Annotated in this window: 7 protein-coding genes; 4 read left to right on the top strand and 3 right to left on the bottom strand. The window is 63.6% G+C overall.

The window, feature by feature from the left end; all coding sequences use genetic code 11:
• Both AC1DSN_RS16600 and AC1DSN_RS16595 read right to left on the bottom strand, forming a co-directional pair.
• Nucleotides 1-703, bottom strand: a 703-nt coding sequence (locus tag AC1DSN_RS16600) for a DHA2 family efflux MFS transporter permease subunit (RefSeq protein ID WP_477331747.1), incomplete at its 3' end; no start/stop codon positions are given.
• Nucleotides 700-1,200, bottom strand: a complete 501-nt coding sequence (locus AC1DSN_RS16595) for a MarR family winged helix-turn-helix transcriptional regulator (RefSeq protein ID WP_477331745.1) — start codon at nucleotides 1,198-1,200, stop codon at nucleotides 700-702. The genes AC1DSN_RS16600 and AC1DSN_RS16595, both read right to left, overlap by 4 nt.
• A gap of 105 nt (nucleotides 1,201-1,305) precedes the next feature.
• Between AC1DSN_RS16595 and AC1DSN_RS16590 the strand changes: the two genes are divergently transcribed.
• Nucleotides 1,306-1,578, top strand: a complete 273-nt coding sequence (locus AC1DSN_RS16590; protein ID WP_063570964.1) for a hypothetical protein — start codon at nucleotides 1,306-1,308, stop codon at nucleotides 1,576-1,578.
• A 16-nt stretch (nucleotides 1,579-1,594) separates the two neighbouring features.
• Here AC1DSN_RS16590 and AC1DSN_RS16585 read toward each other — a convergent pair whose 3' ends face one another.
• Nucleotides 1,595-2,509, bottom strand: coding sequence for an alpha/beta hydrolase family protein (locus AC1DSN_RS16585; protein ID WP_477296377.1), 915 nt, complete (start codon nucleotides 2,507-2,509; stop codon nucleotides 1,595-1,597).
• A 122-nt stretch (nucleotides 2,510-2,631) separates the two neighbouring features.
• Between AC1DSN_RS16585 and AC1DSN_RS16580 the strand changes: the two genes are divergently transcribed.
• The 3 genes from AC1DSN_RS16580 to AC1DSN_RS16570 all read left to right on the top strand — a co-directional run.
• Nucleotides 2,632-4,011, top strand: coding sequence for a cryptochrome/photolyase family protein (locus AC1DSN_RS16580; RefSeq protein WP_477331743.1), 1,380 nt, complete (start codon nucleotides 2,632-2,634; stop codon nucleotides 4,009-4,011).
• 176 nt (nucleotides 4,012-4,187) lie between these two features.
• Nucleotides 4,188-5,402, top strand: a complete 1,215-nt coding sequence (locus tag AC1DSN_RS16575; protein ID WP_477296375.1) for an MFS transporter — start codon at nucleotides 4,188-4,190, stop codon at nucleotides 5,400-5,402.
• A 135-nt stretch (nucleotides 5,403-5,537) separates the two neighbouring features.
• On the top strand, nucleotides 5,538-6,547 hold a 1,010-nt coding region (locus AC1DSN_RS16570; RefSeq protein ID WP_477331741.1), incomplete at its 3' end, for a PQQ-binding-like beta-propeller repeat protein.

Here is a 6,547-nt window from a genome sequence, read left to right as displayed (position 1 = left end):
GGGTGAAGCCTCCACCCGCCGCGGTCTCCGCCAGCCCATAGACGAAGATGGCCAGGCCCGGCGACAGCATCAACAGGCCACGCCAGTCGAGTCCATGATGTGGCTTGGGCTCATCGCGGTCCAGGAAACGCGACGCCGCGAACAAAGCGATCACGCCGATCGGGAGATTGACGAAGAAGATCCAGCGCCACGAGAGATCGTCGACGAACCAGCCACCCAAAATGGGGCCGACGATCGGCGCGACCAGCATCGGGATGCCGACCAGTCCCATGACGCGCCCCATGCGCTCGCGTCCTGCGGCGTGGGAAAGAATGGTCATGCCAGCAGGCATGATCATGCCGCCACCGAAGCCTTGCAGCACGCGAAAGACGATCAGCGATGTCGCCGACCATGCGAGGCCGCATAGCACGGAGCCGAGCACGAACAGCGCGATGGAACCGATGTACAGGCGCTTGGTACCGAAGCGATCGGCCGCCCAACCGGTCAGCGGGATCACCGTGGCAAGCGCCAGCATATAGCCGGTGGAAATCCACTGCGTGACCGACAGCGATGTGCCGAACGAGTGCGACAACTCGCGGATAGCGACGTTGACGATGGTGGTGTCGAGAATCGACATGAAGCTGCCGAGCACGACGACGGAAGCGATGCTCAGCAACCGGCGGTCGAGCGCCGGCGGCGCATCGGTTTTGGCGGGGGCGTTCATTCGGGTTTTTCCGGGGAGCAGTAAGAGGAGCCGGGGGGCGTAKCGAAATGCTTGCGGGTGAGCGCACCAAGGGTAGCCAGGGCACCAGCCAAGGCGGTCCGCTCTTCGTCGGAGAGCGCCTGGACAAAGCGATCTGCGGATCGGCCACGAGCGCGACCGATCTTCTCGAGCGCCTCGCGGCCCGGCTGGGCGAGACCGATGCGCTTGATGCGTCGGTCCGCGTCGTCCTCCCTTCGGGTCAGCAGACCCAGGCGGACCATGCCGTCTACGGCCCGACCGGCTGCTGGCAGCGACAGGGAAACCGTCTCGGCCAGCTCGTTCACCGCGAGGTCCGAGCCCGAGTTATCGAGGATCCACAGCATGCGCAGCTGCGAGAAGGTCAGGTCAAAACCGGCCATGACGGCGGCCACACCGGCCTGGCTGTCCTTGATGATGGGCATGAGGACGCCCATGAGCTCGGCGGCGAGGGGATGCGTGTCTGGAGGTAGCTTGTGCATGGGCGCAATATTACGCCTTTAAGCAATAGTTGCAAGGTCGCAAGTATAAGTGCATACGACGCAAGGCTGATGCCGCCTTCGCACCCTCGCGCCTATGCTCGTTCCATGGCCACCATCGACAAAGAAACCGTCCTCAGCCGCCACCGCCTGGCGCTGGATGCGACTGCCATCGGTCAGGCGATGATCGAAGGCGATATGGAGGAAGCGCGATTTCGCGCCTACCTCCTACGCAGCCAGGCCTCCGAGCTTGGCCTTGAAGATGTCGAGAAAGCCGCCCTGATGGTGGTCGTCATGCTGCCGCCCGACGAACGCCTGCCGAAGCGCGGCATCGGCCGCGCGATGCTGCGGCTCTGCGACACGCTCGACGTCCGACACTAGCTGCCCTCCCCCTCGATTATTTGAACGTAGCCAGCCACTGCAGCAGGCCGTGAGAGAGTTCGGTCCGCTTGTCGGAATACGCGTGGTCGGTCGGCAGATGGAGGGTCGTCACCTGCTTGTCGCCCGCTTTGCGAAGGGCATTCGCAAACGCATCGTCGGCAGGAGCCAAGCCATCGTCCGACGTGATCACGAACGCCGGCCGGTTCTTGAGCGGCCCGACCATGGATTGAAACGCCCACGTTGTCGCGTGGTCAGCAAGATCCGTCGCCAGGCCTTCGGGGGTGCATCCGTTGAGCGGCGCCAGTCCTTCCTCCGCCAGTGCCGCGCCCATCTTCGTGACCGCCTGGGTCCGCGAGCCCTGCTCCTTCGCCTGCATCTCGCCGAACCGGCCTGCCAGGTCAGCTGCAGAAATCATCGCTATGCCCTTGATAGCCGGGTCAGCGGCAGCGGCCTGCACGGCCATGAAGCCACCCATGCTGTGACCGACCAGCACGATGCGTAAAGGATCCAGCCGCAGTCGTTTCGCCGTTTCGGGTTGACGCAGGTAGGCGATCGCGGCCACCACGTCCTCGATGCTGTGCGAGAAGGAGAAATCCCCCGGCGTTCCCCACGACCCACGGTAGTTGAAGAACAGAACGTCCCATCCCGCGCGGCGCATGTCCTGGGCGAGATCCAGGTTGCGTTCATTGCCTGGAAAGCCATGCAACAGGATCACGACAGGATGCGGGCCGGCACCTGCCGCCACGTAAACCAACGCATTCATCGGCGAACCATGGCTGGAAATCTGCATGGTTTCCATCGACGCCTTTGCCGGTGCTTCCAACTTGGAAAGCAGACGATCATCGAAAGGGGCGGCGTGCGCAGATGCCATGACCAGAGACAGGAGCACGTACGTCGAGAACCGCGAAAACGCCGTCGGATGAACCTTCATTTTATTCCCTCGATTGAGATTCCTGGCACCAGGAGCGCATCGTACGTCAACGGCACCCGGCTTCGCTCCGGGTTAACGCACCGACTGTTCCACTGGCGCCCCGTCCTAGCCGGCAACACGCCATGCGCCATCTCGTTGTCGTCCTTGGCGACCAGCTCAACAGGGACTCGTCGGCCTTTGATGACTTCGATCCTGCCGCCGACCGTGTGTGGATGGCCGAGCGTAAAGGCGAGTCCGAACACGTGTGGTCGCACAAGGCCAGGAGCGCGCTTTTCCTGGCCGCCATGCGCCATTTTGCGGCCGGGCTCGACGCCGACGAGGTCCCCCTGACGTATACGCGACTCGCCGACGCCGGCCCCGACGACCTTGTCGAGCTCCTGGCATCGCAACTCCAGGACCTCAAGCCCCRCCGCCTGGTCATGGTCCGTCCCGGCGAACATCGTCTGCGCGAAGGCATCAAGGCTGTCGCGAAGGCGTGTAGCGTGGACTATGTCGAACGCCCGGACCGGCACTTTCTCGTATCCACCGATGATTTCGGCCAATGGGCCAAAGGCAAGACACAGCTTCGCATGGAGCTGTTCTACCGCTGGATGCGCCAGCGCCACGCCATCCTGCTTGATGACAACGGCCAACCCGTCGGCGGCAAGTGGAACTACGATTCAGACAACCGGGGCAGCTTTGGCCGGCAAGGTCCGGGCTGGGTGCCGCGCCCGCTGGCCTTCGCGCCCGATGCCATGACGCAGGAAGCCATCGACGATGTCGCCTCCACGTTTCCCGCTCATCCAGGCGAGCTGGGTGCGTTCGACTGGCCGGTCACGCGCGATCAGGCGCAGGACGCTCTCCTCGACTTTCTCGACAATCGCTTGCCCGCTTTTGGTCACTGGCAGGACGCCATGTGGACCGGGGAGACGTGGCTTTACCATGCACGTCTGTCGACGTGTATGAACCTGCGGCTTCTGTCACCGATGGAAGTGATTGAGGGCGCGCTGGAACGCTTTAAGGAAGGCAAGGTCAGCTTGTCCTCTATCGAAGGATTCATCCGCCAGATTCTGGGTTGGCGCGAATTCGTGATCCAGCGCTTGATGGTGACCGGCAACTTCGCCCTGCTGCTCGGGGTGACGCCGACGCTGATCCACGAGTGGTATCTCGCGATCTATGTCGATGCCGTCGAATGGGTCGAGGCTCCCAACACCCTTGGCATGAGTCAGTTCGCCGATGGCGGCCGCATGGTCTCGAAGCCTTACGCCGCCTCGGGCCGGTATATCGACCRCATGAGCAACTACTGCACGGGGTGCCGATACAAGCCTGGCGACGCTGTGGGCGACGCTGCGTGCCCGTTCACGACGTTGTACTGGGATTTCCTCGAGCGTCATCGTGCGCGCTTCTGGCATCACCCGCGTGCGGCCCTTCAGTGGCGCTCGCTGGAGCGCTTATCGGCGGACCAGATCGAGGCAATCCAGGAGCAGGCCCGCCGCCTGCGCGCGCAATGGGCGACGCGCTGAGGCTTCGCTCGGTGCTACTTCCCGCGAGTCTTCCATGACGGATACTTGGCAGACGCTCCTGCCGCTRCTAATGTCGCGCCGTCGCCACCGCAGGCGGCCGTAAGCGTTTACGTCAACCAACGCGCATCCTGTCCAGTTGCCCTCGTGGCGGCTGGTCGCTGCGTGGAGTTGATAACGTGAACCTGCTTACCTTTTTCAGGAAACCGGCGTACATCGCCGCCCTGCTCTTCCTTTTCATCAGTATTGGCGACGGCGTGATGCTGCCTTTCTTTGCCCTGTGGGCACAGAAAGACGCGGGCGTGCCGACGGCATGGATTGGCGTCCTTTTCGGCTGTTACGCCGGTGGCGAACTGCTTGCCACACCGCTTCTTGGCGGTATCGCGGATCGCCTGGGCCGACGACCTGTCCTGCTTGCTTCCACCCTGGGCGTTGGCGGCGGATTCCTGCTGTTGTCGTTCTGCCACGGCGTCATTGCGACGGCTGCCGTGCTTCTGCTGATTGGCGTCTTCGAAAGCGTGCTGCATCCGACGGCATTCACCGTGATCGGCGATGTCGTGCCGCAGGACGAGACACGCCATTACTTTGCCGTGGCGCGTGTGCTCTCCAGTGTCGGGCGTGCCATCGGGCCGGCCCTTGGTGCGCTTCTCGTGTTGAGGTCGTTGAGCACGGTATTCGTCGGCTCCGCCGTGGCGCTCCTGATGGCCGCTGCGCTGGTGACATGCTTGCTACCCGAGACTCGCCACGTCGGCACCGCCGGGGAGGAAGACGATGACGAGGAAGGCTTCTCGGCCTTGTTGCCCGCACTTCGCGATCGCCGTCTCGGCGGCTTGCTGCTGTGCTTCATGTTGCTGGAGGTTTCGGGAAGCTGGGTCGAAACGGTCCTGCCGCTCAGCGTGCATGCCGCGGGGACGCTGACGCCTTCGGGCGTCGGCTTGCTCTTTACCTTCGGCGCCGTGCTTACGTCATTCTTGCAGATCCCCGTCACGCGGCTCACCGCTCAAATCAGTGCACGCGTACTGGTGCTCGCCAGCGCGGCGATACTGATCGTGGCCTTTGGCGTCCTTTTGGCCTCGCCGAGCCTCGTTGCGCTTGTCGCGGCGATGGCGTGCTTCTCGATGGCCGACATGTTCTGTGGGCCGCTGATTCCTTCAGCAGTGAACGAACTGGCAGCACCGAAGACGCGGGCGACGTACATGGCTGCCGTGTCGGTGGCGAACGATCTGAAAGACACCGTGGGGCCGGCTAGCGGAACGATGCTGTTCTCGGTAGCGGCCACCTTGCCCTGGGTTATCGGTATTCCGTTGGTGGGAGCCGCAGCGCTGGGGCTGGCTTCGGCGTTGTCGCGAGCACCCATCGCCGATGAATCGGCTCCAACCGAGCCTGTTTCGTAGCACCCATCGCCGATTCATCGGCGAGCCGTTCATCCGTTGATCGGCGCAATCCGCATCAAGACGGTCGCTATCGATGCAGCGCAATGTGCCGGTAGCGGCCAGTCGGCCCCTCGTAAGAAAAAAAGGAGCCCACCCGTGAGACCTCCGACTTCCTCACGCCCGCCGTGGATTTTGATTCTCACGGCCGTCGTCGTCCTGCTCCTTGGCATCGCGCTCAGCGTGCTGGGCGTCAAGCTCGTCACCCTGGGTGGATCGCTGCACTACGTCGTCTTCGGCCTGGGCCTTATTGCCGTCGCGGCATTGCTTTATGCGCAGCGACAGTCGGCCCTCTCGCTCTACGCGGTCATGCTGGTGCTCACGACCGTGTGGGCGCTGTACGAGGTCGGCCTCGATTTCTGGCAACTGTTGCCCCGCCTGGACGTCTGGTTCGCGCTCGGGATCTGGCTCGCCCTGCCTTTCATTCGCCGGCCGCTGCGCGCGACATCAGCGCCGTATCCCGCGGCGTCCCTTGCGCTCGGCCTCGTCTTCCCCTTGGTCGTTGCACTGGTGAGCCTGCCCCGAGAATCGACCACGATCGAGGGCCACCTCGCGCGCGGACTCGATGCGGTCCTGCCGACGGCGGCACTGGGTCCYGGCGGCCTACCGGCCGGCGAGTGGCATACCTATGGTGGCACCCCCTTCGGTCAACGCTATTCGCCCCTGGACCAGATCACGGCCCAGAACGTGGGTCATCTGAAAAAGGCCTGGGAGTTTCACACCGGTGACCTTCCGGGTCCCGAGGATCCGGTCGAAATCACCAACCAGGTCACCCCGCTGAAGATCGGTGACACGTTGTACGTGTGCACGCCACACAGCATTGTGATTGCCGTGGATGCGACCACCGGCAAGGAGCAGTGGCGCTTCGATCCGAAGATTCAGAGCGCGAACGGCACCTTCAAGAAGTGGGAACACATGACCTGCCGTGGCGTGTCGTATCACAACGACGCGGACTATGCGGCGTCCAGTACCGCGCCGGCGGCGGCAGCGACGACGTCAACGGCCTCGACACCGGCAACCACGGCGACTGACTGCCCGCGCCGCCTCTTCTTGCCGACCGCCGACGCGCGCCTGATCGCCCTCAATGCCGATAACGGACAGATCTGCCC

The sequence above is a fragment of the Luteibacter sp. P4_D7_3 genome, assembly GCF_056401735.1.
Note: the sequence above shows the minus strand (reverse complement) of the source record. Positions and strands in the feature narration are given on the sequence as shown.

Excerpts from the sequence above, each read along its gene's own strand:
- AC1DSN_RS16590 (WP_063570964.1), top strand. The coding sequence starts at position 1,306 with ATGGCCACCATCGACAAAGAAACCGTCCTCAGCCGCCACCGCCTGGCG.
- AC1DSN_RS16585 (WP_477296377.1), bottom strand. The coding sequence starts at position 2,509 with ATGAAGGTTCATCCGACGGCGTTTTCGCGGTTCTCGACGTACGTGCTC.